Origin of the sequence: Spirillospora sp. NPDC049652 (assembly GCF_040675125.1) — a bacterium.
Taxonomy (GTDB): Bacteria; Actinomycetota; Actinomycetes; order Streptosporangiales; family Streptosporangiaceae; genus Spirillospora.
In genome coordinates this window covers 1-2,851 of sequence record NZ_JBFAOF010000914.1, presented here as the reverse complement: position 1 = coordinate 2,851, position 2,851 = coordinate 1, and the positions used below count along the sequence as shown (strand labels likewise).

Sequence of the window (2,851 nt, the reverse complement as noted above, 5' to 3'; positions counted from 1 at the left end):
GTCCCCGGGATGGAAGAACAGCGTCAGGAAGGTGCCGGTCAGGAGCAGGACGATTCGCCGCCGCCGCGTACCGCTCGCGGACCTTGCGGGACAGGTGGATCTCGTGGGTGGCGCCCGTCTCCGGATCGGTCAGCGCGACCGGGCCGATGTCGGGCAGGTCCAGCTCACGCGGGTCGATGATCTCCACGGCGAGGACCTGGTGCCGCGCCGCGAGCCGCCGCAGCGGCCGCTCCCACGGCAACTCCTCCCCACCCGGGCCCCCGTCCCGTGGCCGCTCCTCAACGGAGGGACGGGCGCCACGCCACCAGCTCCTGGCCGGGGCGGGTTCGGGTTCGGCGTCGGGGAGGAAGTCGGAGATGACCACGCGCAGGCCGCGGCGGGTCTGCCCGCGATGCAGCGCCTCGATGCCCGCCGCCAGATCCGGCCGCACCCCACCGGCGCCCACGCCGCCGGCGCCGGAGCCGCCCAGGTTCTCGGGCATCGCGGCGGGCGTCGGGACACCGAGCGTCCCGCCGGGCCGCGCGGCCTCCGGACGATGCGGATCGGTGTCCAGCACATCCTGCAGCAGCGCGTACAGCGCGGCCTTGCCCGTGCGCGCCGGACGACGCCGCAGCCGGTCCCGGTCCAGCAGGTACGCGCCGACCCGGTCACCCAGCCGGACGGTCAGGAACCCCACCGCGGCCAGCGCCGCCACCGCCAGGTCACGCTTGACCATCCGGCCCGTCCCGAACCCCATGCTGGGCGTGAGGTCGGCCAGCGCCCACACCTCCAGCTCGTGGTCGGCGATCAGGTCCCGCACGTGCGGGATGGTGGTGCGCGCGGTCACCGCCCAGTCCATGTGCCGCACGTCGTCCTCACCCGGCTGGTACAGGCGCGCCTCGGCGACCTCGGTGCCCGGCCCCGGGAGCAGGCCCAGGTGCTCGCCGTTCAGCAGCCCGTCCAGCCGGCGCGTCACCGACAGCTCCAGCCGCCGCAGCGTCCGCTCGGGCACCAGCTCGGCCAGCCGCGAGTCACGCGTCCCCGACCGGTCGGGGACGGGCGCGGCCGGCGGCGCGAACCCCGGCCGCCGCCCCCACGCGTCCCCCGGACCCCCAGGAAAACCCGCACCCCCCGGGGCCCCGGCTGGAGACGCCGCTCCGGCAGGCCCGGCCGGCGGGACCGAACCGTCGCCCCCCACAGGACCCGCAGGTCCGGCAGGGCCGGTGGGGCGTTCGGGGACGTGCGGGGCATCCGGGTCGGGCGGCGGCCCGGACGCGCCGGCGGCGGGAGCCATCAGGCCGTCACCTGGCCGGCCCCGGCCGGAGACCCCTGGTTCCACACCACCCGCGGCGGCGGCACCGCCGCGAGGATCTGCTCCACCACCTCACCGGTGTCCACCCCGTCGGCCAGGGCGTCGAACGACAGCACGATCCGGTGCGACATCACATCCCGCGCGACCGCCCGCACATCATCGGGCAGCACGTAGTCGCGGCCGTTCACCAGCGCCAGCGCCCGCGCCGCGCCGACCAGACCCAGCGTCGCGCGCGGACTCGCACCGATCTCGATCACCGGCCGCAGGTCCGGCAGCCGGTACTGCTCCGGCTCCCGCGTCGCCATCACCAGCCGCACGATGTAGTCGGCGACCAGCTCGTGCACCGACACCTCCTCGGCGGCCCGCTGCAACTCGATCAGCCGCTCGGGCGTCAGGATCGGATCGGCCTCCGGCGGGTCCACGCTCATCCGCCGCAGGATCTGCAGCTCCTCGTGCGCTCCCGGATACCGCACGTCGATCTTCATCAGGAACCGGTCCCGCTGCGCCTCCGGCAGCGGGTACACGCCCTCGGACTCGATCGGGTTCTGCGTCGCCAGCACGATGAACGGCGCCGGCAGCCGGTAGGTGTGCCCGCCCAGCGACACCTGCCGCTCGGCCATCACCTCCAGCAGCGCCGACTGCACCTTCGCCGGCGCCCGGTTGATCTCGTCGGCCAGCACGAAGTTCACGAACACCGGACCGAGCTCCACATCGAACTGCTCGGTCGACGGATGGTAGATCCGGGTCCCGACGATGTCGGACGGCACCAGGTCCGGAGTGAACTGCAACCGCGCGAACGTCCCGCCCACCACCCGCGCCAGCGTCCCCACCGCCAGCGTCTTGGCGACACCGGGCACACCCTCGATCAGGCAGTGGCCGCGCGCCAGCAGCGCCACGACCATCCGCTCGACCATGTGCTCCTGCCCCACGATGACCTTCTTGACCTCCGCGACCGTCCGCTGGAGCAGCGCGGCGGCCTGGTCGACGTCGTGGGCGGCGACGGTCATCTGCGGGTCCCTCACTGGGTGGACGGCATCGGACGGCGGAGCAGCCGCGGCCGGGACCGCGGCGACACCGCCCCAGGCGGGCGGCGGCCGCGCGTCCCGGCGGGCGACGGCAGCAGAGGACGCCCCGTGGCGGTGCGGCCCCTTTTTCCGACCTTACGCGATCACTCCCCAGCGTGTGGCGCGGACCACCCACCCCCGCCCCGCCACCCCGGCCCCGCCACCCCGGCCGCGCGCGCCGCGCGGACACCCCGCGGCGGACCCGGCCCACCCCGCGCCCCCACCGGTCGGGACAGGCGGAGACGGCGGGCGGGCGGGTCCCGGGCCGGGCCCGGGTTGTTAGGCTGACGGGCATGTCGCGGCCGATGCCCTCCGGGGACCCTGTCCGGTTGGGGCCGTTCCGGTTGACGGCCCGGCTCACCGAGAACGCGGCCGGGATCGTGTACCTGGCCGTGGACGACGAAGGCCGCCGCGCGAGCGTCGCGGTCCTGTCCCGCGACGCCGCCGAGGACGCCGCCGCCCGCGACCGGTTCCGCGCCGCGATCCTCGCGGGCAT

Annotated in this window: 2 protein-coding genes and 1 pseudogene; 1 reads left to right on the top strand and 2 read right to left on the bottom strand. The window is 75.6% G+C overall.

The features are described from left to right. On the bottom strand, positions 1 to 994 hold a 994-nt coding region (locus tag AB0J52_RS34790), incomplete at its 3' end, for a DUF58 domain-containing protein (RefSeq protein ID WP_500187150.1). A gap of 278 nt (positions 995 to 1,272) precedes the next feature. Next, the gene (locus AB0J52_RS34785) at positions 1,273 to 2,298 is read right to left on the bottom strand and encodes an AAA family ATPase (RefSeq protein WP_500187149.1); all 1,026 of its coding nucleotides are present in this window, start codon (positions 2,296 to 2,298) and stop codon (positions 1,273 to 1,275) included. Between the two features lie 350 nt (positions 2,299 to 2,648). Here AB0J52_RS34785 and AB0J52_RS34780 point away from each other — a divergent pair. Then, positions 2,649 to 2,851, top strand: a pseudogene (locus AB0J52_RS34780) (hypothetical protein); the annotation flags it as partial.